The organism is Paracoccus haeundaensis (assembly GCF_006239215.1).
Taxonomy (GTDB): Bacteria; Pseudomonadota; Alphaproteobacteria; order Rhodobacterales; family Rhodobacteraceae; genus Paracoccus; species Paracoccus marcusii.
This window is the reverse complement of the sequence record NZ_VDDC01000025.1, coordinates 1-24,758: the sequence shown is the minus strand read 5'-3', so window position 1 is coordinate 24,758 and position 24,758 is coordinate 1. Positions and strand designations below refer to the sequence as shown.

Genomic DNA, 24,758 nt, shown 5'->3' with positions numbered 1-24,758 from the left:
GCTATCGCATCTCCTGCTGGCGCATCGGCATGCTGTCGATCAGGGACAGGATGTCCTCTGCCGCGACGGTCGTGGCCGACCGCATCTTGACCCCGCCATCCTTGCCGATCAGCAGAACCTGGAACCCCTGCCCGTCGCGCAGCGCGTTTGCACCAGGTCCGTCGGTCAGGATGACCACCTCGCGTTCTGCCAACTGCTCCGCGTGTGCCTGGAGGTCGGCGATCTGCCGTGCGACCTGCGCCTCGGGTCCAAGGACGACGACAGGGCGCGCCTGCCAACGCAGTGCGGCAAGCGTATCCGCCTGCAGCGGCGCGGGGCCGCGGGTGGTGTCGGCGGGTGCCATGGCAGGCCACAGGGCCAAGACGGTAGACAGGCAGAATCGGTGCATGATCGCTCCTTCCGAAACAGGACGCGCATGTCGCGGGACGGGTTCCCATGGCACCGCTTGACCAATGGCTCAGCCCGCAGCTGCAGCAGGCGGTCGTCACCGGCCTTTTCGTGGCCATCGGTTGGATCGTCGTCGCGTCCCAGACCCGCCGCCGCGACGCCACGCTGCGCCGCGCGCGCGAGACCGACCTGCAGCGCGCCCTGCTGGCAGAGATCCGGGCGCATGTCTTTGCCCTGGAGCAGCAGGTGCCGTCGCCGCAGGACGCGGCCCTGCTGGTGTCGCGCATCGAGTCGGGAGATTTCGTGCCGACCCTGCCGCAGCAGGCCAACGACCGAATCTTTGCGGCCGTGATTTCCGACATTCATATCCTGCCCGCGCCGGTCATCGACCCGATCGTGCTGTACTATCGGCTGCTGTCGATCATGGGCGCGCTGGCCACCGATTTGCGCCGGATCGCGCGCAGCGACGGAAAGCGGGCGGCGCAGATGATGGCCGACTACCTAGAGCTGATGGAGGAAACCCGCGATACCGGCCTGCAGGCAATGCGGGTCCTGACCGAATGCCTGCGTGGCGGCGCCGAGGCAGTCGAGGCGATGCTGGACGAGGACGAGGTGCAAGCCGCGGCACAGATCGGTGCGCGCCTGCCGCAGGAACTGGCGCAAATGCGCGAGCGTCTGTCGGCGACCGAGGTCAGTAACCGATCTTCGGACCCGAAAGGCCGGTGATGGGACGCAATCCGATGGCGCGCACGATTTCGTTCGCACGGCTGACGGCGGTCGGTTTCGGCTTGGCTTCGCTGCGCAGCACGGGTGCGTCGGGTCGGGCGGACGCCTTGGGCGCGCGCGGTTGCGACAGGCTGCGGTCGGAACGCGAATTGGCCATGATCAACCCTCTTGCTGATCCGGCAACCGTGCCGGATACCGGTCATGATATAGGGAACGCGCCGCAAATCCACAAGTTTCGCGGCCCTGCGCCTTATCGCATCACGCTGCCGCGCCCGATTTCCTGCCGGCGCAGGGGCAGACGGTCGATGGCACGGCCGATCTCTCGGGCATCCCATGGGACGGGGCGGCGGATCTTGACCTGTCCGTCCTTGTCGATCAGCACCAGCGAAAACCCCTGCGGGCGCAGCTGCTGTCGCCACGCGCTGTTGGCCGACGGGTCGCTGTCGAGGACAAGCACCACGTCGCGCGACGCCAATGCCCGACCGTCACGGCGCAGCGATGCCACCTGGTCGACAAAGGCCGGGTCGTCCGCCGTGTCGGCAAAGATCACCACGGGGCGCGCCGTCCACAGGAACTGGTCCGGGTCGACCGTGGCGGCGTCCAGCACCTGCGGAGAGCCGTCGTCCAGGGGGGACGCGTCCGGCAGCGGGTCGGGCTCGACCCGCTGCGCGACCGGCGGCAGACGGGCGGGGTTGCGTTGCGGCACCGTGTCGCGCGGCTGCGTCGCGGCCGCCGCCCCGTCCGGTGCCCGGACGGCGGCGCCATCCGGCGGGGGGGCGTCGCGTGCGGGGCCCATCGCCGCAAGCGCCATCACGAATATCATAAATTTCAACTTCATCGGCACCTCGTCATGTCTTGAATATAGGGCAGGACCGTCGGCAGGAAAGGATGGATCATGACAAAACCCACGCTGGAGGACTGGCGCAAGCTGGCACAGGGCGAACTGAAGGGGCGCGACCCCGACAGCCTGACCTGGGACACGCTGGAGGGGATCGCCGTCAAGCCGGTCTATACCCGCGACGACCTGGAGGGGATGGACCACCTGGATGGCCTGCCCGGCATCGCGCCGTTCACCCGCGGCCCGCGCGCCACGATGTATGCGGGCCGCCCCTGGACCATCCGGCAATATGCTGGATTTTCCACGGCCGAGGAATCGAACGCCTTCTATCGCCGTGCGCTGGCCGCGGGGCAGCAGGGCGTGTCGGTGGCCTTCGATCTGGCCACCCACAGGGGCTATGACAGCGACCATCCGCGGGTCGAGGGCGATGTGGGCAAGGCCGGCGTCGCCATCGATTCGGTCGAGGACATGAAGATCCTGTTCGACGGCATCCCGTTGGACCGCGTTTCGGTGTCGATGACCATGAACGGCGCGGTCATCCCGATCCTGGCAAACTTCATCGTCACCGGGGAGGAGCAGGGCCATTCCCGTGCCGTGCTGTCCGGGACCATCCAGAACGACATCCTCAAGGAGTTCATGGTCCGCAACACCTATATCTATCCGCCCGAACCCAGCATGCGGATCATCGCGGATATCATCGAATACACCTCATCGGAGATGCCCAAGTTCAACTCGATCTCGATCTCGGGCTATCACATGCAGGAGGCCGGGGCGAACCTGGTCCAGGAACTGGCCTATACCTTGGCCGACGGGCGCGAATATGTGCGCGCGGCGATCGCGGCGGGGATGGACGTGGACGCCTTCGCGGGGCGGCTGTCCTTCTTCTTTGCCATCGGCATGAACTTCTTCATGGAGATCGCGAAACTGCGCGCCGCGCGCCTGCTGTGGCACCGGATCATGTCGGAATTCCAGCCCAGGAAGCAGTCCAGCCTGATGCTGCGCACGCATTGCCAGACCTCGGGCGTCAGCCTGCAGGAGCAGGACCCCTACAACAACGTCATCCGCACCGCCTATGAGGCGATGTCGGCGGCGCTTGGCGGCACGCAGTCGCTGCACACCAACGCGCTGGACGAGGCGATCGCCCTGCCTACGGATTTCAGCGCCCGCATCGCGCGGAACACCCAGCTGATCCTGCAGGAGGAGACGGGCATCACCCATGTCGTCGATCCGCTGGCGGGCAGCTATTACATCGAGAGCCTGACGGCGGAGCTGGCCCAGAAGGCCTGGGCCCTGATCGAGGAGGTCGAGGAGATGGGCGGCATGACCAAGGCCGTGGCCTCGGGCATGCCCAAGCTGCGCATCGAGGAGACCGCCGCCCGGCGTCAGGCCCTGATCGACCGGGGCGAGGACGTGATCGTGGGCGTCAACAAGTACCGCAAGGAGAAGGAGGACCCGATCGACATCCTGGACATCGACAATGTCGCCGTCCGGGACAGCCAGATCGCCCGCCTGACCCGCATCCGCGCGGCCCGCGACGAGGCGGCCTGCACCGCCGCCCTGGCCGAGCTGACCCGCCGCGCCCGCGAGGGCGGCAACCTGCTGGAGGCCGCCGTCGAGGCTGCCCGCGCCCGCGCCACCGTCGGAGAGATCAGCATGGCAATGGAAGACGAATTCGGACGCCACCGCGCCGAGGTGCGCACCCTGGCCGGCGTCTATGGCGCGGCCTATGAGGGGGACGAGGGCTTTGCCCAGATCCAGCGCGACGTCGAGGCATTCGCCGTGGAGGAAGGCCGACGCCCGCGCATGCTGGTCGTCAAGATGGGCCAGGACGGTCATGACCGCGGTGCCAAGGTGATCGCCACGGCCTTTGCCGATATCGGCTTCGACGTGGACGTGGGACCGCTGTTCCAGACGCCCGAAGAGGCCGCCCAGGACGCCATCGACAACGACGTCCACGTGATCGGAATCAGCAGCCAGGCCGCCGGCCACAAGACGCTGGCACCCAAGCTGATCCAGGCCCTGAAGGATGCGGGCGCCGGCGATATCCTGGTCATCTGCGGCGGCGTGATCCCGCAGCAGGATTACGACTTCCTGCGCCGTGCGGGGGTCAAGGCGATCTTCGGCCCCGGCACGAACATCCCATCCGCGGCCGCTGACATCCTGCGGCTGATCCGAGAGACGCGACCCTGAGATTTGCGTCCCGCGACGGCGGGGGGCCAGCCCCCCGCACCCCCCGTGGCCTGCGCGGAACCGTGAGGCCTGCTTGCCTCGCGGTGCGGGCTGTGAAACCCTGCACCCAAAGCGAATGGGTGAGACATGGACGACGGGCGCAACGGATCGGTCAAGCAGATCATCTGCATCAAGTGGGGTGCCAAGTTCGGTCCCGAATATGTCAACCGCCTGCATGCGATGATCGCCCGCAACATTACGCCGCCTTTCCGGCTGTTCTGTTTCACCGATGACGGGACAGGTCTGCATCCGGATGTCGCTGTGCGCCCGCTGCCCGATTTCGCCTATCAGGCCCCGGTCAACACCCGCGGCAAGTGGCCCAAGTCGCGGCTGTGGGGGGATCTGGGCGACGTCACGGGCGTCGTGCTGTTCCTGGACCTGGACGTGATCGTCACCGGCAGCCTGGACGCGTTCTTCGAACATGGCGATCCGGACGACACGATCCTGGGCCTGAATCCCAACACGCCGTTCGAGAAGATGGGCCAGACCTCGGTCTATCGGATGCGGGTCGGCAACCTGGCCCCGCTGCAGAAGATCTTTGCCGCCGACCCACAGGCCGCCGCTGACAAGTACAAGTACGAACAGCGCTTTGTCACCCGCAACGCGCCGGGCGGGGTCAAGTTCTGGCCGCGCGGGTGGCTGGCCCATTTCCGCTTTCACTGCGTGCCGACATTCCCGCTGAACTATCTGCGCGATCCCAAGATTCCGCGCGGGACGCGCATCGTGATGTTCCCCGGCAGCCTGAACCCGCCCGATGCGATCCTTGGCCGATGGGACGAGGCCGACGAGGCCCGCGCCCCGCTGGATCACCTGCGCGCGGCCTTCACCGGCCAGCGGCGCGAGGGTTTCCTGAAGCATCTGCGCCACTATGTCCGGCCGACCCCGTGGGTGGCGCAGCTTTGGCGTGAATGATGCCCCTGCCCCGCGCGCCCGATCGTCTGCCCGATGAGATGGCCGCGGCATTGGGCCATGCCGTCGCGGCCTTCGGCTTTCTTGAGGAGGCGCTGAAGCGCGCGATCTTTTCGCTGACCCGCAAGGGTTTGGGCCAGGATGCGCAGGACCACGCCCTGGAGGCTTGGCTGCGCCGCATGGAGGAAATCGCCGACGACACCCTGGGCACGCTGATCGACAGCTTTCTGGCCGCCGCCCGCCGCAGCGAGGGGGTCGAGCTGGGCGCGCTGCCATCGACGCTGACCGACCTGCGGCGGATGCGCAACCTGCTGTGCCATGCGTCCTGGCGGCCGGGGGCACGGCCCGGCATGTGGCACCCGACCTTCATCAACACCCGCGGGGAACGCCATCCTCATGACATGGGGGCAGAAGACGTCCTGCAGGTCCGCGACCGGACCCTGCAGGCGGCACGTCAGGTCGTGTCGGTGATGCGGCGGACCGGGATCGATGGGGAATGGGCGGGCGCCGACCCGTGATCGGTTCGTCGGCACGCATGCCACAGGACCGCGCCGCGACCGCATCGCGCGTTGCAACACGCGGCCCGGCGCGCTAACACCCGCAAAATCAAGGATGAGAGGCACTCATGTCGTCCCCCCTCCGCCTCGGCATCGCCGGGCTTGGCACCGTCGGGATCGGTGTCGTCAAGATCGTTCAGAAACACGCCGACCTGCTGGCGATGCGGTCGGGTCGCCCGGTGGCGATCACCGCCGTCAGCGCACGCGACCGCATGAAGAACCGCGACGCGGACCTGTCGTCCTATCGGTGGGAGGCGGACCCGATGGCGGTCGCCACCGCCGATGACGTCGATGTCTTCATCGAACTGGTCGGCGGGGATGCGGGCGTCGCGCGCGACAGCATCGAGGCTGCACTGCGGTCCGGCAAGGATGTCGTGACCGCGAACAAGGCGCTGCTGGCCATGCACGGTCAGCACCTGGCCAAGCTGGCCGAGGATCTGGGCCGCGTGATCCGGTTCGAGGCCGCCGTCGCGGGCGGCATCCCGGTGATCAAGTCGATAACCGAGAGCATGGCCGGCAACCGCATCACCCGCGTGATGGGCGTGATGAACGGCACCTGCAACTACATCCTGACCCGGATGGAGAGCGCGGGCCTGCCCTATGACGCCGTCTTCGAAGAGGCCCGCCAGCTGGGCTATCTGGAGGCCGACCCGACGCTGGACGTAGGCGGGATCGACGCCGGCCACAAGCTGGCGATCCTGTCGTCGATCGCCTTCGGCACCCAGGTCAACTTCAACGCGGTCGAGATCGAGGGGATCGAGCGCGTCAGCATCGATGACATCCACCGCGCCCGCGACATGGGTTACCGCATCAAGCTGCTGGGCGTTGCGCAGATGACCGCCCGCGGCCTGGAACAGCGGATGTCGCCCTGCTTGGTGCCCGCCGACAGCCCCCTGGGGCAATTGGTGGGCGGCACCAACATGGTCGTGATCGAGGGCGACAGCGTGGGCCAGATCGTCCTGCGCGGCGCGGGCGCGGGCGAAGGCCCGACCGCCAGCGCGGTCATGTCCGACATCGTCGAGATCGCGCGCGGCGTCCGCATGCCGGTCTTCGGACAGCCTGCCGGATCGCTGACCGCGGCCCAGCCCGCCCGCACGGCCGTGCCCGCAGCCTATTACATCCGTCTGGAGCTGCAGGACAAACCCGGTGCCTTGGCCAAGGTCGCGACGGTCCTGGGCGATGCCGGCATCTCGATCGACCGGATGCGCCAGTACGGCCAGCACAGCCCAGCCAGCGTCCCGGTCCTGGTCGTGACCCACAAGACCACGCCCGAAGCCATCGACTACGCCATCGAGGCCCTGCCCCGCACCGGAGTCCTGGTCAGCGACCCGGTCGAGCTGCGCATCGAGGAAGTATGAAAAAGGGGGCCACCGGCCCCCGTCCCGCGCCGCAAGGCGCTGATCGCGTCGCGCCCCCGTTTTCGGGGGCGCGTCCGTTTGGTCAGGCGTCCTTGCCCAGATAGATGTCGACCAGCTTGCCCAGCATCGCCAGCGCATCCTCGCGCGACCGCTGAAAGCTGTTGCGCCCGATGATCGAGCCGTTGCCGCCGCCGTCGCGGATCGCGCGGGCGTCGTCATAGACCGCATCGGTCCCCTTGGCCGCCCCGCCCGAGAACACCACGATGCGGCGTCCGCCAAAGCTGGCCTGCATGCAATGCTCGACCCGTTTGGCCTGGCTGGACACGTCGATCGCCTTCTCCTCGTAGACCTTCTTGGCCTCGGGCAGCATCAGGTGGTCGGTCGACAGCTTGATCTTGATGATATGCGCGCCGATCAGTGCCGCGATCTGGGCGGCATAGGCAGCCACGTCGATGGCGGTCTCCCCGTCCTTGGTGATCGCCTCGCCGCGCGGATAGGACCAGATGACGGTCGCCACGCCCTTGGCGGCGGCTTCCTTGCGCATGGCCACGATCTCCTCAAACATGTCCAGTGCCATGTCCGACCCCGGATAGATCGTGAAGCCGATCGCCGCGCAGCCCAGCCGCAGCGCGTCATCCACCGATGCGGTGATCGCCTGGTTCTTGCCCGCCGTGCCCGACATCAGGCTGTTGGCGCTGTTTACTTTCAGGATGGTGGGGATCTGGCCTGCAAAGGTGTCCGCACCCGCCTCGATCATCCCCAGCGGCGCGGCATAGGCGTTCAGCCCGGCATCGATCGCCAGCTGATAATGGTAATGCGGGTCATAGCCGGCCGGGTTCGGCGCAAAGGACCGTGCGGGACCATGCTCGAACCCCTGGTCCACGGGCAGGATGATCATCTTGCCGGTGCCGGCCAGCTTTCCGGTCATCATCATGCGGGCCAGCTGCGCCTTCACGCCCGGCGTCTCGCCCTCGTAATTGGCCAGGATGCGGCGCACCGTGTCGGTCATCTGCATGGGTCTCTCCTATCATTGTCGGGTGCTGGATAGCATGCGCCGGACCCGCGGCAATGCTGGTTACGCTAACAAATTCAGGCAGATGCGGTTTTCCGCCGCGTCGCGGCGCGGGCGATCCCTAAAAGCTTAATCACAGATGAATCGATTTTCTGACGAATTGTCCGCATCCTGCATGGCAGGGACAGACCCCGACAGGAGGATGCCATGTTCATGACCACGACCCTGGCGCATTATCAGCTGCCGATCTTCGGCATCGGGTCCAGCGCGCTGGAAACCCGCATCGGCGCGGACCAGCGGACGGTCTGGATGCGCCCCATCACGGCGGGTGCCAGCCAGACCGAACTGCTGCCCGCGTCCACGGTGCAATCGGCGGAACGCGTCACCCCGCCGATGGCCTATGCCCAGTGGCTCAAGATGCTTTGGGCCTATGAGGACGGCGCCAAGGCCGCCCAGACCGGAGGCTGAGGCGCGCCGCCACCGGCGCGCCATTCGCTCAGCGCTTGGCGGCTTCCAGTGCTGCGACGCCCGGCAGGGTCTTGCCCTCCATCCACTCCAGGAACGCGCCTCCGGCGGTCGAGATGAAGGTGAAGCCCTCCGCCGCACCCGCCTTGTTCAGCGCCGCGACGGTGTCTCCCCCGCCCGCGACCGACACCAGCTGTCCCTGCGCGGTCAGTTCGGCCGCGGCGCGCGCGGCGGCATTGGTGGCGGCGTCGAAGGGCTCGATCTCGAAGGCCCCCAGCGGGCCGTTCCAGATCAGCGTCTTGCAGGCGGTCATCGCCTGACGCAACGCCTCGACCGTCTCGGGGCCGGCATCCAGGATCATCGCATCGGCCGGGCACTGATCGACGGGCAGCGTCTCGGATGCCGCGCCTGCCTTGAACTCGCGTGCCACGACGATATCCACCGGCAGGTGGATCTTGCATCCGGTGGCATCGGCCTTTTCCAGAATGGCACGGGCGGTATCGGCCATGTCGCGCTCGGCCAGCGACTTGCCGACCTCGACGCCCTTGGCCACCAGGAAGGTGTTGGCCATTCCCCCGCCGATCACCAGATGGTCGACCTTCTCGACCAGGTTCGTCAGCAGATCCAGCTTGGTCGAGACCTTGGCACCACCCACGACCGCCATCACCGGCCGTTGCGGATCGCCCAGCGCCGCGTCCAGCGCCTTCAGCTCCGCTTCCATCAGGCGACCCGCACCTGCATACATCAGCCGCGCCAGCCCCTCGGTCGAGGCATGGGCGCGATGGGCCGCCGAGAAGGCATCGTTCACATAGGCACCGCCCAGCGCCGCCAGCGATGCGGCGAACGTGCCATCGTTCTGTTCCTCGCCTGCATGAAAGCGGGTGTTCTCCATCAGGGCCACCTGCCCCGGCTGCAGCGCCGCGACGACGCGCTTGGCTGGACCGCCGATGCAGTCGTCGGCAAAGACGACCGGCTGGCCCAGCGCCGCCTCTAGCGCTGGAACGATCTGGCGCAGGCTCATGCCCTCGACGCGCTGTCCCTTGGGGCGGTCGAAATGTGCCAGCAGCACGGGGATGCCTCCCTTGGCCTGGATGTCCTTGACCGTCGGTACGATCTTGTCGATGCGGGTGGTGTCGGTGACCTGGCCGTCCTCGACGGGGACGTTCACGTCGACCCGGGTCAGCACGACCTTTCCGTCAAGATCCATGTCGTCGATGGTGTTGAACTTTGCCATGTCGCATCCTTCAGGGTCCAAGAGTTGGCGAACTTGTCCCGCATGGCAGGCGCGGCGTCAACCGCGCCCGGTGGATGCGCGCCGCCCTGCCGGTCGGACCCCATAACGGTTTCGCGCGTTGCGCAGGGCAGCGACAGACCCTAGATCAGGGGTCGCACCTGACAAAGGAGGGCCTCATGGCCGAGATCAAGGACCCGGAAAACACCATCGTCATCCAGCTCAAGGACGGCCCCGTCGTCATCGAGCTGCTGTCCGACGTGGCCCCCAAGCATGCCGAGCGCATGAAGGAACTGGCCCGCGCCGGCGCTTATGACAACGTGGCCTTCCACCGCGTCATCGAGGGCTTCATGGCCCAGACGGGCGACGTAGCCCATGCGAACATGGAAAAGGACTACAACCCCGGCCGCGCCGGCACGGGCGGATCGGACAAGCCGGACCTACCGGCCGAGTTCTCCAAGCTGCCCCATGACCGTGGCACCATCGGCGCCGCGCGGTCGCAGAACCCGAACAGCGCAAACAGCCAGTTCTTCATCAACTTCAAGGACAACCATTTCCTGAACGGCCAGTACACCGTCTATGGCCGCGTCATCGAGGGGATGGAGCATGTCGACAAGATCGCCCGCGGAGAGCCGCCGGTGAACCCGGACCGCATGATCAGCGTCAAGGTGGCCGCCGATGCGTAAGGCCGCGCTGATCCCGGCCTTGCTGATGCTGGGCACCGCCGCGACCGCGCAGGGGACCAACCCGCAGGTCGAGGATACCGACGGCCCGAACATGGTCATCGAGGTTGCCGATGCCGAAGGCACGTCCAAGGGCACGATCGTGCTGGACCTCCGCGAGGATCTGGCGCCCAACCACGTCGCCCGCCTGGTCGAGCTGACGAATTCGGGTGCCTATGACGGCGTGGTGTTCCACCGCGTCATCGACGGCTTCATGGCTCAGACCGGCGACGTCGAGAACGGCCGTCAGGACGGCGACACGGCGATGGCCGGGATGGGCGGTTCCGACCTGCCCGACCTGGAGGCCGAGTTCACCGAACAGACCTTCGACCGCGGAACGGTTGGCATGGCCCGTGCCATGGACCCCAACAGCGCGAACAGCCAGTTCTTCATCGACCTGGCCCCGGCGCCGTTCCTGGACGGTGAATATACTGTCGTGGGTCAGCTGATCGAAGGCTGGGACGTGCTGGACTCCATCAAGAAGGGCGACGCCGCCACCAATGGATCGGTGACCGAGCCCGACTACATGATGACCGTGACCATCGCGGACGGTGACACGGCCGCCCCCGCTGAGAAGGCACCCGCTGCCGACTCCCCGGCCGAGGAAGCCCCTGCGGAAGACGCCGAGGGCTGATCCCCATGCGATCCGATCAGGGGGCCCCGGTCCCCTGATCCCTCTCCTTGCGGGGATATTCCTTCTTTTATCGACGATCCGGCGCCATGCGCGGACGCGCCGCATGGTCCTCTGCTGCACTGCCGCATAATGGCCTTGCGGGACTGCGGTCGCCGCCCCTAGGATGCCGGGGTCATGACCAGCGCACCCCCACCCGCCACCGCATTGCAGATCACGCCCTCGGCCCCGATCAGCCGCGAGCTGCATGGGTGGCGTGCGAAATGCCTGCAGCGGCTGGTCCGGATGCAGCTTCCCGTCCCGCGCAGCTTTGCGATCCCTGCCGACACCGTCCGCATGATCGCCCAGGGGCGGCGCATCCAGCCCGACGCCCTGTTGGACATCTTTGCGGGCAGCGGCTTGGTCAGCGTGCGCCCCTCGGCCGCGATGCCGGAATGGGGCGGGCCCGGAACCGTCCTGAACGTCGGCATCAACGATGCGCTGCACGCGCGGCTGGCCGAGGTGATCGGGCGCGATAATGCTGACGCGGTCTATCTGTCCTTCGTCCAAAGCTATGCGATCCATATCGCGCGGTTGGACCCAGACCTGTTCACGCAGGATGGCCCCGATGCCCTGGCGGCCAGCCTGCGCCACTACCAGGACGAGATGGACCAGCCCTTCCCCCAGGACCCCACGGAACAGCTGTCCGAGGTGCTGCGCAGCATGGCGCGTGCATGGGACGGGCCAACCGCCCGCCTGCTGCGTCAGGCCAAGGGTGCGCCCGCCGATGCGCCCTTGGGTCTGGTGGTGCAGGAAATGGCGCTGGCGCTTGGTCCGGGCATCTGCGGATCGGGCACGATCCAGTTCATCGACCCCGTCACCGGCACCCCGCGCGTCACCGGACGCTTTCGAGGCCAGCGCCACGGCGCGACCGTCGGGGCGGGTGCCGAGACGCTGTTCCTGACCCGCGACGACCGCGGCCCCGCGCTGGAGGACACTGCGCCCGAGATCTTTGCCGACTTGGTCCGCTTCGGCATTGCCGCCCGCGAGCGCCTGCGCGAGGAGATGCAGATCGAGTTCGTCGTGACCGAGGGCCGGATCAGCGTCATCGACGCCACCCGCGTGGCCCGCGGCAGCCGCGCCGGCGTCCGCATCGCGGTCAGCCTGGCGCGCGACGGGATCATCCCCCCCGAGGAGGCGCTGATGCGCGTCGAGCCGCGCGCCCTGGCCGACCTGCTGCACCATCAGGTCGACCCGCGCGCGCCCCGCGACGTGATCGCGCGCGGCATTGATGCAAGCCCCGGGGCCGCCACCGGGCGCATCGTCTTTTCCGCCGCCAGCGCGCAATCTGCCCATGCACGGGGAGAACCCTGTATCCTGGTGCGGCGCGAAACCGTGCCCGAGGACATCCGCGGCATGCACGCCTCGGTCGCGGTGCTGACCGAGCGGGGCGGCACGACCAGCCATGCGGCGGTGATCGCCCGCGGCTTGGGCCTGCCCTGCATCGTGGGCGCCAGCGGCCTGACCATCGACGCCCGCGCCCGCACCGTGCGTGCCGGATCCCGCATCCTGCACGAGGGTGATGAGATCACCATCGACGGCAGCTCTGGTGAGGTTCTGGCAGGCGCGGCCGTCCTGCTGCCCCCCGCGCTGGACGATGCGTTCACACAGCTGATGGACTGGGCCGCGGATGCGGGCGGCATGGGCGTGCGCGCCAATGCCGACACCCCCGAGGACGCCCGCGCCGCCCGGCGGTTCCAGGCCCAGGGCATCGGCCTGTGCCGCACGGAGCACATGTTCTTCGACGCCGAACGCCTGCCCGCCATGCGCGAGATGATCTTTGCCGACACGCCCGAGGACCGGCGCCTGTCCCTGGACCGCATCCTGCCCATGCAGCGCCAGGATTTCGCCAGCCTGTTCGAGATCATGGCAGGACTTCCCGTCACCATCCGGTTGTTCGACCCGCCACTGCACGAATTCCTGCCCCATGACCGCGAGGGGCTGCGCGAACTGGCAGAATCGCTGGACCTGCCGCTGTCGGACGTGACCCGGCGCGTGGAGGCGCTGACCGAATTCAACCCGATGCTGGGCATGCGGGGGGTCCGTCTTGGGATCACCGTTCCAGAAATCTATGACATGCAGGCCCGTGCGATCTTCGAGGCGACCGTCCAGGCCAGCCGCAAGGGCGACCCCGTCGTCCCCGAGATCATGATCCCGCTGGTCAGCGCCATGCGCGAGGTCGAGCTGGTCAAGACCCGCATCGACGCCGTCGCGGCCGCCGTCAGGAACGAGATGCGCACCGATTTCACCTATCGCCTCGGCGTGATGGTGGAAACGCCGCGTGCCGCCCTGCGTGCCGGCGACATCGCGGCCCACAGCGCCTTCCTGTCCTTCGGCACGAACGATCTGACGCAGATGACCTATGGCCTGTCGCGCGACGATGCCGGGCGCTTCATGGGGACCTATGTGGGCCAGGGGGTCTATGCCGAGGATCCCTTCCATGTCCTGGATCAGGACGGGGTCGGAGAGCTGTTGCTGATCGGCGTGCAGCGCGCCCGCGCGCAGGCTCCGGGCATCACCCTGAGCGTCTGCGGAGAGCATGGCGGCAACCCCGAATCCATCGCGTTCTGCCATCAGGCGGGCGTGGATTACGTGTCCTGTTCACCCTTCCGCGTGCCGGTCGCGCGGCTTGCGGCGGCGCAATCGGCCATCAGAAATCGCCCGCCTGTGCCCCGGTCGTGATTCTGCAACTGCAAGTTGCTGATTTGGCTGGACATAACATCTGACCCCTACACCCATGTGCCGGAAGTTGCCGGTTTCCGCGCAACGGCGTGGCGGATTGCTGCCCAAAACTGCCCCGAACGGGCCGGTTCCGGGCCTCACGCCGAAGTGGGATGGCACAGCAGATGCCGAAAATCCTAATCACATCGTCAGCCCGCCCGGCGTGACAGACCATCCCTGTCGACCGGGCATTAATGCCCCGTCAACACGGGACCTTGTATAGGACTGTACATGCCCAAGCTGTCGAAACGGCTGGCGCACGCTCTTTTATGTGCGGCAACAGCCATGCCCCTTCTGACGACCACTGCCCTTGCCGGGGGAAACGGATCGCTTTTTTCCGCCGATACCGGCATGTTCGGCGCTTTGCAAGCCGCCGCGAACGCGCCGCGGCCCACGCCGCTGCTTTATACCGACGCGATGCCCGTCACGGTCGAGATCACTCCCGATGAGCCCGTCGAAACCCTGCATCTGGCCAACACGCGCAAGGTGATTTCCCGCGCCGATCTGGACTGCATGGCAGAGGCCCTCTACCACGAGGCCCGCGGCGAGGGCCGCCAGGGTCAGATGGCCGTGGCCGAGGTCATCCTGAACCGCGTCGACAGCGGCGCCTTTCCCCGCACCGTCTGCGGCGTGATCAACCAGCCCAGCCAGTTCAGCTATACCATCGGCGGCGCCAAGCCGATCCGCAACAAGGCCGCCTATCTGCGTGCCCAGGACATCGCGGCCGAAGCCCTGGCCGGCGCACCGCGCCAGCTGACCGGTGGCGCCACCTATTTCCACACCCCGGCGGTCAGCCCGTCCTGGTCGCGCCGTTTCCAGCGCACCGTCCAGATCGGCCGCCACATCTTCTATCGCACCAATCAGCGCGTCGCCTCGAACTGAGGTCTGCGGCGGGGGTTGCCCGCGCCGCGGATTTGCTGTGAATGGCGGATATGGAACATCCCGACCGCATCTTTCTGCGCGACCACGTCCTTTCGGCCGAGATCGGCGCCTTTCAATCGGAACGCGGCCTGGATCAGCGCCTGCGCTTCAACCTGACCGTGGATCTGCGAGAGACCGTTGCAGGCAGCGGCGATCATGTCGACGCCGTTCTGTCCTATGACGTACTGACGCAGGCGGTGGATACGGCGCTGGCCGATCAGCGCTACAACCTGGTCGAGACGCTGGCCGAACGCATCGCCGCCGAGGTTCTGGCCCATCCCCGCGCCGCCCGCATCACCGTCAGCGTCGAAAAGCTGGACCGCGGTCCGGGCGCCCTTGGCGTGTCGATCATCCGTCATCGGGGCCGCGTTCCCGCCACGGGCGTGGCGGCACAGGTGGCGATCCTGGTGCACGCCCCCGGCGCTACGCTGGCCCCGGGGGCGGTCGTGATCGTTCCGGGCGCCCTGCCCATCACCGATAACGGCCCGCATGCCCGCCGCCTGGCGCTGTTGTCGCTGGATCAGGCCGCATGGCGGCTTGGCGGCGACCTGGGCATCGAGGTGGCAGAGACCCGTACCGAACTGGACGCCGCGATCCAGCTGCGCCAGCCGGTGATCTGGGCGCCCACGCGTCTTGCCGCCGATGCCCCGGATGCAGGCGATGGTCCCGACAACCTTGCGCTGTGGCTTGCGGGGCGTCTTGGGGCCCATCACATTGATTTCGCTGGCCCCGCCCACAGGCCGCTGCCGGTTGTACCGGACGGGCTGGCGGTCAGCGTCGCGCATCTGCGCACCGCCTGACATCCGATGATGCAGGACGGCCTCTACTATCGCCCGATACCGCAGGATCAGTGCGGCCGCTGGCCCCTCGCCGGGGGGTGGACGGGGTTCACGCATCTGGAATGCCTGCAGCGCGGCGCGGCGCCGCGCATCGTCGACAGCGCACCCGATCGCGTGATGGCGGCTCTGACGGCCCCGCGGCCGCCCGTTCTGGGCCTGACGCTGGACCGGCCGCGGCTGATGGGCATCGTCAATGCGACCCCCGACAGCTTCTCGGACGGCGGCCGGTACGATCCTGCAACCCACGTGCGTGCCCTGGCGGCGGATGGGGCGGACCTTTTGGACATCGGCGGCGAATCCACCCGTCCCGGAGCCGAGGAGATCGCCGTCCCGGACGAGATTGCCCGCATCCTGCCCGCGATCGAGGCTGCCCGCGGCCTGTTGCCGATATCGGTCGATACGCGCAAGGCCGCGGTCGCGCAGGCGGCGCTTGCCGCCGGGGCCGGTATGGTCAACGACGTGTCGGGCTTCGATTTCGATGCGGGACTGGCACCCCTGGTGGCCGGTGCCGGGGTGCCTGTCTGCCTGATGCATGCGCAGGGGCTGCCCGCCACGATGCAGGACGACCCGCGTTACGACGACGTGCTGCTGGACGTCTATGATGCCTTGGCCGCACGCATCGACCGGGCGGTCCGGGCGGGCATTCCCGCTGATCGCATCGTGATCGATCCGGGCATCGGCTTTGGCAAGACGGAGGCGCATAATCTGGCGATCCTGCGGCGGATTTCGCTGTATCATGGGTTGGGCTGCCCGATCCTGCTGGGCGTGTCGCGCAAGCGTTTCATCGGCCGGATCGGCGGGGCCGACCTGGCGGCAGAGCGCATGCCCGGCACGCTGGCCCTGACGGTCGCGGCCGTGGCCCAGGGGGTCCAGATCCACCGCGTCCACGATGTCGCGGAACACGCACAGGGGCTGCGCCTGATCGCGGCCCTCAACAAGAACGGGAAGGCAGGGACATGAGCAGAAAGCTTTTCGGCACCGACGGGGTCCGCGGGCGCGCCAACACCTATCCGATGACCGCCGAGATGGCGCTGCGCCTTGGCGCCGCCGCCGGCCGTTACTTTCGCCGCGACGGGCGCAACCGGCACCGCGTGGTGATCGGCAAGGACACGCGCCTGTCGGGCTACATGCTGGAAAACGCGCTGACGGCGGGGTTGACCAGCACGGGGATGAACGTGCTGCTGCTGGGCCCGGTGCCGACGCCGGCCGTCGGGTTCCTGACGCGGTCGATGCGGGCCGATCTGGGGATCATGATCTCGGCCAGCCACAACCCTGCCGAGGACAACGGCATCAAGTTCTTCGGTCCCGACGGCTTCAAGCTGTCCGACGAGGCCGAGGCCGAGATCGAGGCGCTGGTCGCGGGCGCGCTGGACCCCGTCGCCCCGGCCAGCATCGGCCGGGCCAAGCGGATCGACGACGGTCGGGGCCGCTACATGGAATATGCCAAGACGACCTTCCCGGCCAAGCTGCGGCTGGACGGGCTGAAGGTGGTCTTGGACTGCGCGAACGGCGCCGCCTATCGCGCCGCGCCCGACGTCCTGTGGGAACTGGGCGCGGATGTGATCCCCCTGGGCGTCAAGCCGGACGGATTCAACATCAACGACGGCGTCGGAAGCACGCATCCCCAGGCCTGCGCCGATGCGGTCCGTGCCCATGGCGCGCATCTGGGAATCAGCCTGGACGGCGATGCCGACCGGGTGGTGATCGTGGACCAGACGGGCCGCGTGGCGGATGGTGACCAGATCATGGCGCTGTTGGCCGGGCGGTGGGCCGAACAGGGCCGGCTTGCAGGCGGCGCGCTGGTCGCCACGGTCATGTCTAACCTGGGGTTGGAGCATTACCTGACCGCGCGCGGCTTGCGGCTGGAGCGGACGCAGGTCGGCGACCGCTATGTGGTCGAGCGCATGCGCGAGGGCGGGTTCAACCTGGGCGGCGAACAGTCGGGTCATATCGTGATGACCGACTATGCCACCACCGGCGACGGGCTGGTGGCCGCGATGCAGGTGCTGGGCGCGATGGCCGAGACGGGTCGGGCGGCAAGCGAACTGGTCGCGCAGTTCGAACCCGTGCCGCAGATGCTAAAGAACGTCCGCTATGCCGCGGGTGCCGATCCGCTGGCGGCCGAGCCGGTCAAGCGCATGATCGCAGATGCCGAGGCGCGGCTGGCCGGGTCTGGCCGGGTGCTGATCCGGAAATCGGGGACCGAGCCGCTGATCCGGGTGATGGCCGAGGCGGACGACGAGGCCGTCCTGCGCGAGGTCGTCGACGGCATCGTCGCGGCGGTCGAACGCGCGGCCTGATTTGCGTCCCGCGGCGGCCGGGGGGCTATGCGCCCCCCGGACCCCCAGTCGCGGAGGGGTGCCGATGGTAGGTCAGGGTATCTGTTCCGCCGGATCGAAGTCATAGAGCCAGTCGAAACGGCCGGGCATCAGCGACGGCGCCAGGCGGTCCGCCACGCGCAGCACTGAATGCGCGCCGATCCGCATGACACCCCCGAAATGATAGTTGCGGGCATTGGCGTTCGCCGCATCGACGATCCGGGTCACGCGCGGCTGGCGCAGCGCCTGATAGCGGGCCAGGGCCTGTGGCTGATCCGGGATCGTGTGCAGGCAGGCGGCCAGCGTCCAGGCATCCTCGATGGCCATGCCCGCGCCCTGGGCCAGAAAGGGCAGCGTCGGGTGGGCCGCATCGCCCAGCAGGGCAAGCCGGTCGTCATGCCAGCGCGCCGCGACCGGATGGCGGAAGAGACCCCACAAATGCGTATGGTCCACCTGGGCCAGCCAGCCCGGCACCGGCCCGCCCATGCCCGCAAAGGCCGCGCGAAGGCGGTCGGGGTCGCCGGGGTGGGACCAGCCCTCGTCCTGCCAGTCCGGGCGTTCCTCGACGGCCACGATGTTGCGCAGGCCGCCGGGCAGCGGATAGCTGACCAGATGCCTGCGCGCGGCCATGAAGACCTGCGCGACGGGCGCGCCTCCGGGATCGGGGATCAGGGCGCGCCATGCGGTCTGGCCGGTGAAGAATGGCACCTGCTGGCCGTTCAGCGCTGCCCGATACGTGCTGCGCAGCCCATCGGCGGCGATGGTCAGGCCATCGGCATCAGCCGCCGTCACGCCAAGCTGGATCGTCACGCCCGCCTGCCGTGCCGCATCGGCCAGCAGACCGATCAGGCGGGCGCGGTGGATCAGCAGAAAGCGCGCCTCCGGGCGATGCGCCCGAAGGTCCATGCGCAGCACGCGCCGCCCGCGTTCGTCGTTCAGCTGCACCGCGTCCGTGCGCAGCGCGGCGCCATCCAGCGCGGTTCCCAGGCCAAGCGCATCCAGCACCCGCACCGCATTGGCCGAGATCTGGATCCCCGCACCGACCTCGCCCAGTTCGGGCGCGCGTTCCAGGACCGTGACCTGCGCCCCGCGTCGCGCCAGGGCCAGCGCCGCCGTCAGGCCGCCGATTCCGGCGCCGATGACGGTCACGGGGCGGTTCTCAAGCGCGGACATGGATCGGACCTCCGGATATGACAAGGCCCCGCACCGGGCGGGGCCTGGCGCGGCGCTGACGGATGGATCAGTCGTCGCGGTGAACGCGTTCCTTGCGCTCGTGACGCTCCTGCGCTTCCAGCGTCATGGTGGCGATGGGACGGGCATCCAGACGACGCAGGCTGATCGGCTCGCCGGTCATCTCGCAATAGCCGAAATCGCCTGTCTCGATGCGGCGCAGCGCGGCGTCGATCTTGCTGACCAGCTTGCGCTGACGGTCGCGGGTACGCAGTTCCAGCGCGCGGTCGGTCTCCTCGCTGGCGCGGTCGGCCAGGTCGGGAACGCTGCGGGCGCTGTCCTGCAGTCCTTCCAGGGTCTCGGCCGACTGGCTGAGCAGTTCCTGCTTCCAGGCCTCGAGCTTCCGCCGGAAATATTCGAGCTGACGCTCGTTCATGAAGGGTTCGTCCTCGGCGGGACGATAATCCTGGGGAAGGAAGGTCTGGGCTTTCATTACGTCCTCCGGCGGCGCCGGGCGGAGCAAAATTACCGGCACCTTGCGCGGTCCCTTAAAGTATGACGTGCTGCTTGTCACTAGGGTTCAGGGCGCTAATGATGCGCGGCGTGCAATTCGCCGCAACTTTGCGGGCAGTTGCGGGCAAGCACCTTGCGCTAAAGGAGAGTTTTCATGCAGTTCACGGGAACCGACCGCTATGTGGCCCCGCCCGATCTGGCCCTGGCGGTGAACGCCGCCGTCACGCTGGAACGCCCGCTGCTGGTCAAGGGAGAGCCCGGAACCGGCAAGACGGAGCTGGCCCGGCAGGTCGCCGCCAGCCTGGGCATGCCCATCATCGAATGGCACGTGAAGTCCACGACCAAGGCGCAGCAGGGGCTTTACGAATACGATGCGGTCAGTCGGCTGCGCGACAGCCAGCTGGGCGACGCGCGTGTGAACGACGTGTCGAACTATATCCGGCGGGGCAAGCTGTGGCAGGCCTTTGCCGCCCCCGCGCGGGTCGTGCTGCTGATCGACGAGGTCGACAAGGCCGATATCGAGTTTCCGAACGACCTGCTGCAGGAACTGGACCGGATGGAGTTCCACGTCTACGAAACCGGAGAGACAGTGCGCGCCGCGCACCGGCCCGTGGTCATCATCACCTCGAACAACGAAAAGGAGCTGCCCGACGCGTTCCTGCGGCGGTGCTTCTTCCATTACATCCGGTTTCCCGATGCCGCGACCCTGCGCGCCATCGTCGAGGTGCACCACCCGGGGCTGAAACCGCGCCTGCTGGACAGCGCGCTGTCCCAGTTCATGGAACTGCGTGACGTGCCGGGGCTGAAAAAGAAGCCCTCGACCAGCGAATTCCTGGACTGGCTGAAGCTGATCCTGGCCGAGGACCTGTCGCCCGAGGATCTGGCCCGCGATCCTGCGACGATGCTGCCCAAGCTGCACGGCGCGCTGCTGAAGAACGAACAGGACGTGGCCCTGTTCGAGAAGCTGGCCTTCATGGCGCGCCGCCAGGGCCGCTGAGGAGAGGATTTCCCCTGCCCCGGTCCCCCGTCGGGGAAGCCTTTTCCCGATTGCCGCCCGCCCGGCCCGGCGACTAGGCTTGCGCCACATCGGAGGGAGGACATCATGAGCGATCAACAGGGTTTCGACACGCGGGCGATCCATGCGGGGGCGGCTGCCGACCCGGCGACCGGGGCGCGGCAGGTGCCGATCTATCAGACGACGGCCTATGCCTTCCGCGACGCCGACCACGCCGCGCGCCTGTTCAACCTGCAGGAGGTCGGATACATCTATTCGCGCCTGACCAACCCGACCGTCGCGGCGCTGCAAGCGCGCGTCGCGGCGCTGGAGGGGGGTGCGGGCGCGGTCTGCTGTTCGTCGGGCCATGCGGCGCAGATCATGGCGCTGTTTCCGCTGATGGCGCCGGGGCGCAACATCGTGGCCTCGACCCGGCTCTATGGCGGCACCGTGACCCAGTTCAGCCACACGATCCGGCGATTCGGATGGTCGGCCAAATTTGTCGATTTCGACGACCCCGAGGCGCTGCGCGCGGCGATCGACGACGACACGCGCGCGGTCTTCTGCGAATCGATCAGCAATCCCGGCGGGTCGGTCACCGACATCCCGGCGGTCGCGGCCATCGCGGATGCGGCGGGGATCCCGCTGATCGTCGACAACACGCTGGCCACCCCCTATCTGTGCCGCCCGATCGAAATGGGCGCGACGCTGGTCGTGCACAGCCTGACGAAATATATGACCGGCAACGGCACGGTCACCGGCGGCGTGGTCGTGGACAGCGGCACCTTCGACTGGTCCGCCAGCGACAAGTTCCCCAGCCTGTCTGCCCCGGAACCCGCCTATCATGGGCTGAAATTCCACGAGACCTTCGGCAACATGGCCTTCACCTTCCACGGCATCGCCATCGGGCTGCGCGATCTGGGCATGACCATGAACCCGCAGGGCGCGCATTACACGCTGATGGGGATCGAGACGCTTGGCCTGCGGATGGAACGCCATGTCGCCAACGCGCAGAAGGTCGCCGCCTGGCTGGAGGCCGACGACCGGGTGGAGCGGGTGACCTATGCCGGCCTGGACAGCTCTCCGTGGAACGCGACGGCGCGCCGGCTGTATCCCAAGGGCGCCGGGGCGCTGTTCACCTTCGCGATCAGGGGCGGCTATGCGGCGGCGGTCAAGCTGGTCGATGCGCTGTCGCTGTTCAGCCATGTGGCGAACCTGGGCGATGCGCGGTCGCTGGTGATCCATTCGGCCTCCACCACCCACCGCCAACTGACCGAGGATCAGCAGCGCGCCGCCGGTGCCGCCCCCGAGGTCGTTCGCCTGTCGGTGGGCATCGAGGATGCGGACGACCTGATCGCCGACCTGGATCAGGCCCTGACCAAGGCCACGGCCTGACGAAACGGGCCGGGGGTCGCCCCCCGGCCCGTCTCTGCAATGTCATCCGATCAGTTCGCCGGGGTCTCGGGCAGTGGCTCGACGATGCCGGGCACGATCGGTTCGTCCGGCGCAGGCGCACCGTCGCCGGGCATCGGCGGATGAACGGGGCTGCCGTCAGGCCCGCTCGCCGGACCACCGGCGGGGCCGCCATGCTCCCGACCTCCATGTTCGGGGCCACCATGCTCAGGCCCACCATGCTCAGGCCCACCATGCTCGGGGCCGCCATGACCGCGGTCGCCGTGATGCATGCCCATACCGTGCGGCGGCATCGGCGCACAGGCATCCTCTCCGGCCAGCGCGTATTCGATCTCGACCTGGGCGGCCATCTCGACCTCTCCGGCCTGGACGGGCACGGCATCGGCCATCGCGGCCTCCATGCGCATCATCGGGCGCGGTCCGCCCGTGCCGGTCTGAATGTCGCGCAGCGTCAGCACCGGGCCCAGGTCGACGCCCGCGGCCTCTGCCAGCAGCTCGGCCTTGCGGCGTGCGTCGGTCACGGCATCGCGGCGGGCCTGATCCTGCGCCTCGGTGCCATCCTCGCGGCTGAAGGTGATGCCGTTGATCTCATTGGCGCCCGCGGTGACGATGGCATCCAGAACCTCGCCTAGACGGGCCAGGTCGGACACGCGCACCGCAACGGTGTTCGTCGCCTGATAGCCGGTGACGGTCGGGGCCTGGTTCTCGCCATACTGCATCAGCGGGTTCAGGTTCAGCCCCGAGGTCTGGATCTGCGCCTCGTCGATCCCGGCACCGGTCAGCGCCTCGATCACGGCACTCTGCTGGGTGCTGTTCTGCTCCATCGCGGCGGCGGCGCTGTCGGCCTGCGTGGTCACGCCCAGCTGGACGGTCGCCATGTCGGGGGCGATGCGCGACTGCCCCTCGCCGGTGACGGTCAGGCGCGACGGACCGGCCGGACCGCAGGCCATGGGCGCGGCAAGGACGGGTGCGGCCATCAGGGCGGTCATGGCCACGGACAGGGCCAGCCGTCTTGCAGGGGGGGCACGGAAGATCGGTCGCATCAGGGGATCCTTTCTGATCGCGTGTTCGCTCAGGCGTTGATGCCCTGCCCGATGCCCGCTTCCTAGCCCTTTCACGCGCAAAACCGATCACAGATATGGCAGTTCTTCTTTCAACGTTCCACAATTTGCGGTAGTGGTGATTGGTGAACAATGACGTCGCGGGCACGACCACGCGACGCACCCCGAGCAGTGAAGACAGCCATGAACCAGCACGCCGCGCCACCCGAATTCGCCATGAGCTTCACCCAGGAGGCGGTCCGGCTGGAATGCCGCAACGGCCCGGATTGGCGGCCCTTGGGCCATGCCCGCTTCGCCGGCGGCGACATGGCCGCCGTGCTGAACGGGCTGCGCGAGCAGGCGGGCGGCCAGGCCGGGGAACTGGACACGGTCCTGGTGATCCCCGACGATCAGATCCTGTACACGGTGCTGACGGTCCCCTTCGGCTCGGACACCGCTGCAACCATTGCGCGCGCGCTGGAGGCGTCGACCCCCTATCGCGCCGAGGATCTGGCCTTCGACTGGTGCCCCGCCACGAACGGCGACATCGAGACGTTGCGCGTGGCCGCCGTCGCCCGCCGCACCCTGCACGAGGCCGAGGATTTCGCCCGCGCCCAGGGCTTTCGCCCATCCGGATTTCAGGCGCGGCCGGGCGACGACCGGTTCCAGGGCAATCCCGATTTCGGCCCCTCGCGGCTGGTGCAGGAACAGTACAACCGCCGGCCCTTCAGCGAGCCGGTCCTCAGCCAGGCGCGCGTGACCGCCCCGCAGATCGAGATCGAACAGCCCGTCGTCGCGGCGGTGCCGGTCATTTCGCGCATCATCCCGCATGTGGTCGCGGTCCCGGCAGCGGTCTCGGTCCCGCCCGCCACCGACACCGTCGCGCCCCCGACGGGTGAGACGCCTGCCGCGGTGATCCGCCACGGCAGCGGGCCGCTGACCGCAAAGCGCCTGTCGCCGCGGGCCGAGGCCGTGCACAGCCGCGCCGCCGCCGCCCGGGCGGAACGCGACGCGGCCGCACCCGCCGAAGACGTCGCGCCGACGCTGTCCGACCGCCTACGCGCCCTGGACCCGGCGCGTCTGCCTGTCCTGTTGGGCGGGCTGGCCCTGCTGCTGGTCATGGCGCTGCTGTTCCTTGGCCGCCCCGCGCCGCAGGAGGAACTGGCCCAAGCCCCCGTTCCGCAGGCCCCCGTTCAGCAGGCACCTGTCCAGCAGGCTCCCGTCGCGGCAGAGCCGCAGCAGACGGCACCCGCCCCGCAAGCAGCCATCCCGGTTGCACCTACGACCACGACGCCGGTCGACCCCGTCCCTGTGGCACAGGAACCGCAGACCGCGCAGACGACGCCCGAACAGCCCGACGCCCTGGATCAGGCCCTGGCCGAGGCGCTGGCCCAGGCCCGTGCGCCTGCCCCTGCATCGACACCAGTCGCCGTGCCGCCCGCAGCATCGATGATCGCCGATCTGACGGCCACCCCGGCTGCAACCGCGACCACCGAAGTTGCGCCCGCCGCGGAGCCGACGCCCGCCGAACCTGCACCCGCAGAGACCATGGCGACCGCCGCGGCACCCGCGACGCCGACACCCGCTGCAACCGCGCCGACCCCGTCCGCCGCGCAAACCGCCGCCGCGCAGGCCGAGCAGTTGGCGCGGTCGGCCCGTCCGCCCCGGGCGACCCCGGCTGCGGCCTCCGTACCTGCCACGCCCGACCGCCAGCCGACGGTCCCG

General features: G+C 68.3%; 23 protein-coding genes and 1 pseudogene. 16 read left to right on the top strand and 8 right to left on the bottom strand.

What is annotated here, in order from left to right:
* Position 1 precedes the first annotated feature (1 nt).
* Positions 2-388, bottom strand: coding sequence for a DUF4174 domain-containing protein (locus tag FHD67_RS13745; protein ID WP_139599021.1), 387 nt, complete (start codon positions 386-388; stop codon positions 2-4).
* Positions 389-435: 47 nt separating this feature from the next.
* On the opposite strand from FHD67_RS13745, the gene FHD67_RS13740 reads away from it, so the two are divergent.
* Positions 436-1,113: a hypothetical protein gene (locus tag FHD67_RS13740; protein WP_139599020.1), complete on the top strand. Its 678-nt coding sequence runs from the start codon at positions 436-438 to the stop codon at positions 1,111-1,113.
* On the opposite strand, the gene FHD67_RS13735 is transcribed toward FHD67_RS13740, so the two are convergent.
* Both FHD67_RS13735 and FHD67_RS13730 read right to left on the bottom strand, forming a co-directional pair.
* Positions 1,079-1,270: a hypothetical protein gene (locus FHD67_RS13735; RefSeq protein ID WP_045984253.1), complete on the bottom strand. Its 192-nt coding sequence runs from the start codon at positions 1,268-1,270 to the stop codon at positions 1,079-1,081. The two genes, FHD67_RS13740 and FHD67_RS13735, sit on opposite strands and share 35 nt — an antisense overlap.
* A gap of 93 nt (positions 1,271-1,363) precedes the next feature.
* A complete protein-coding gene (locus FHD67_RS13730) occupies positions 1,364-1,951 on the bottom strand; it encodes a DUF4174 domain-containing protein (RefSeq protein ID WP_246071300.1) in 588 nt (195 codons plus the stop codon).
* Positions 1,952-2,008: 57 nt separating this feature from the next.
* Between FHD67_RS13730 and scpA the strand changes: the two genes are divergently transcribed.
* The 4 genes from scpA (at position 2,009) to FHD67_RS13710 (ending at position 7,004) form a co-directional block, all read left to right on the top strand.
* A complete protein-coding gene (scpA, locus tag FHD67_RS13725; RefSeq protein ID WP_139599019.1) occupies positions 2,009-4,141 on the top strand; it encodes a methylmalonyl-CoA mutase in 2,133 nt (710 codons plus the stop codon).
* A 126-nt stretch (positions 4,142-4,267) separates the two neighbouring features.
* Positions 4,268-5,092, top strand: coding sequence for a hypothetical protein (locus tag FHD67_RS13720; RefSeq protein WP_045999103.1), 825 nt, complete (start codon positions 4,268-4,270; stop codon positions 5,090-5,092).
* On the top strand, positions 5,089-5,607 hold the full coding sequence (locus FHD67_RS13715) for a hypothetical protein (RefSeq protein WP_139599018.1): 519 nt from the start codon (positions 5,089-5,091) through the stop codon (positions 5,605-5,607). The genes FHD67_RS13720 and FHD67_RS13715 overlap by 4 nt, the downstream gene beginning before the upstream one ends.
* A 107-nt stretch (positions 5,608-5,714) precedes the next feature.
* A complete protein-coding gene (locus FHD67_RS13710; protein WP_045999102.1) occupies positions 5,715-7,004 on the top strand; it encodes a homoserine dehydrogenase in 1,290 nt (429 codons plus the stop codon).
* Positions 7,005-7,086: 82 nt separating this feature from the next.
* On the opposite strand, the gene FHD67_RS13705 is transcribed toward FHD67_RS13710, so the two are convergent.
* The gene (locus tag FHD67_RS13705; protein WP_045999101.1) at positions 7,087-8,019 is read right to left on the bottom strand and encodes a class I fructose-bisphosphate aldolase; all 933 of its coding nucleotides are present in this window, start codon (positions 8,017-8,019) and stop codon (positions 7,087-7,089) included.
* 204 nt (positions 8,020-8,223) lie between these two features.
* On the opposite strand from FHD67_RS13705, the gene FHD67_RS13700 reads away from it, so the two are divergent.
* Positions 8,224-8,484: a hypothetical protein gene (locus FHD67_RS13700; RefSeq protein WP_127898607.1), complete on the top strand. Its 261-nt coding sequence runs from the start codon at positions 8,224-8,226 to the stop codon at positions 8,482-8,484.
* 28 nt (positions 8,485-8,512) lie between these two features.
* Here FHD67_RS13700 and FHD67_RS13695 read toward each other — a convergent pair whose 3' ends face one another.
* A complete protein-coding gene (locus tag FHD67_RS13695; protein ID WP_139599017.1) occupies positions 8,513-9,715 on the bottom strand; it encodes a phosphoglycerate kinase in 1,203 nt (400 codons plus the stop codon).
* Positions 9,716-9,891: 176 nt separating this feature from the next.
* Between FHD67_RS13695 and FHD67_RS13690 the strand changes: the two genes are divergently transcribed.
* The 7 genes from FHD67_RS13690 (at position 9,892) to glmM (ending at position 17,885) form a co-directional block, all read left to right on the top strand.
* Positions 9,892-10,398, top strand: coding sequence for a peptidylprolyl isomerase (locus tag FHD67_RS13690; protein ID WP_042251774.1), 507 nt, complete (start codon positions 9,892-9,894; stop codon positions 10,396-10,398).
* A complete protein-coding gene (locus tag FHD67_RS13685) occupies positions 10,391-11,068 on the top strand; it encodes a peptidylprolyl isomerase (RefSeq protein ID WP_139599016.1) in 678 nt (225 codons plus the stop codon). The genes FHD67_RS13690 and FHD67_RS13685 overlap by 8 nt, the downstream gene beginning before the upstream one ends.
* A 174-nt stretch (positions 11,069-11,242) precedes the next feature.
* Entirely contained in the window at positions 11,243-13,786 is a 2,544-nt protein-coding gene (locus tag FHD67_RS13680) for a putative PEP-binding protein (RefSeq protein WP_127898610.1), read from the top strand.
* Between the two features lie 324 nt (positions 13,787-14,110).
* The gene (locus tag FHD67_RS13675) at positions 14,111-14,707 is read left to right on the top strand and encodes a cell wall hydrolase (RefSeq protein ID WP_052714635.1); all 597 of its coding nucleotides are present in this window, start codon (positions 14,111-14,113) and stop codon (positions 14,705-14,707) included.
* A 41-nt stretch (positions 14,708-14,748) separates the two neighbouring features.
* Positions 14,749-15,546, top strand: a complete 798-nt coding sequence (locus FHD67_RS13670; RefSeq protein ID WP_246071299.1) for a dihydroneopterin aldolase — start codon at positions 14,749-14,751, stop codon at positions 15,544-15,546.
* A gap of 9 nt (positions 15,547-15,555) precedes the next feature.
* A complete protein-coding gene (gene folP, locus FHD67_RS13665; protein WP_139599048.1) occupies positions 15,556-16,545 on the top strand; it encodes a dihydropteroate synthase in 990 nt (329 codons plus the stop codon).
* The gene (glmM, locus tag FHD67_RS13660; protein ID WP_139599013.1) at positions 16,542-17,885 is read left to right on the top strand and encodes a phosphoglucosamine mutase; all 1,344 of its coding nucleotides are present in this window, start codon (positions 16,542-16,544) and stop codon (positions 17,883-17,885) included. The genes folP and glmM overlap by 4 nt, the downstream gene beginning before the upstream one ends.
* Positions 17,886-17,957: 72 nt before the next feature.
* On the opposite strand, the gene FHD67_RS13655 is transcribed toward glmM, so the two are convergent.
* Entirely contained in the window at positions 17,958-19,076 is a 1,119-nt protein-coding gene (locus FHD67_RS13655; RefSeq protein ID WP_139599012.1) for an FAD-dependent oxidoreductase, read from the bottom strand.
* 67 nt (positions 19,077-19,143) lie between these two features.
* A complete protein-coding gene (dksA, locus tag FHD67_RS13650) occupies positions 19,144-19,566 on the bottom strand; it encodes an RNA polymerase-binding protein DksA (protein ID WP_045984066.1) in 423 nt (140 codons plus the stop codon).
* Between the two features lie 174 nt (positions 19,567-19,740).
* Between dksA and FHD67_RS13645 the strand changes: the two genes are divergently transcribed.
* Together FHD67_RS13645 and FHD67_RS13640 are read left to right on the top strand one after the other, a co-directional pair.
* On the top strand, positions 19,741-20,583 hold the full coding sequence (locus FHD67_RS13645; RefSeq protein ID WP_045999093.1) for an AAA family ATPase: 843 nt from the start codon (positions 19,741-19,743) through the stop codon (positions 20,581-20,583).
* A gap of 105 nt (positions 20,584-20,688) precedes the next feature.
* A complete protein-coding gene (locus FHD67_RS13640; protein ID WP_176695133.1) occupies positions 20,689-21,975 on the top strand; it encodes an O-acetylhomoserine aminocarboxypropyltransferase/cysteine synthase family protein in 1,287 nt (428 codons plus the stop codon).
* A 50-nt stretch (positions 21,976-22,025) separates the two neighbouring features.
* Here the strand turns inward: FHD67_RS13640 and FHD67_RS13635 are convergent, their stop codons facing one another.
* Positions 22,026-23,036, bottom strand: coding sequence for an SIMPL domain-containing protein (locus FHD67_RS13635; RefSeq protein WP_139599010.1), 1,011 nt, complete (start codon positions 23,034-23,036; stop codon positions 22,026-22,028).
* Positions 23,037-23,237: 201 nt separating this feature from the next.
* On the opposite strand from FHD67_RS13635, the pseudogene FHD67_RS13630 reads away from it, so the two are divergent.
* A pseudogene (locus tag FHD67_RS13630) lies at positions 23,238-24,758 on the top strand (hypothetical protein); the annotation flags it as partial.